The organism is Streptococcus sp. HMSC061D10 (assembly GCF_001808865.1).
Classification (GTDB): Bacteria; Bacillota; Bacilli; order Lactobacillales; family Streptococcaceae; genus Streptococcus.
Genome location: NZ_KV794986.1, coordinates 1 through 367 on the forward strand (window position 1 = coordinate 1; position 367 = coordinate 367).

Consider the following 367-nt stretch of genomic DNA (forward strand, 5'->3'; position numbering starts at 1 on the left):
CCCCCTGTGAGATAAGGAAGTCGCTTAGCTTTAATCCGCCATAGCTCAGTTGGTAGTAGCGCATGACTGTTAATCATGATGTCGTAGGTTCGAGTCCTACTGGCGGAGTATGTAGACGTTCTAAGGAACGTTTTTTTATTTATCTTTCAGGGGTCATCTTGATCCTTTTTTTATTTAGCTCTTTATTAATATTTAATATCTTTTATAAGTTTGTTAGATTTGAATGTTTCATTTTAGGTATTTTTAATAGGTCTTATAAGTAATTCTTTAATAGATTTTGTGGTGTTGTAATCAATCTTCAGATAAGTTTTTTATTATAAAGTAGACTACCATATTCTGTACTGACCCCAAAAAGTTAGACAATTAA

1 tRNA gene is annotated in these 367 nt (G+C 32.2%); it reads left to right on the forward strand.

Annotated elements, in window-relative coordinates:
- The first annotated feature begins 34 nt into the window (after positions 1-34).
- Positions 35-108 (forward strand) — tRNA-Asn (locus HMPREF2728_RS00010).
- The last annotated feature ends 259 nt before the right edge of the window (positions 109-367 follow it).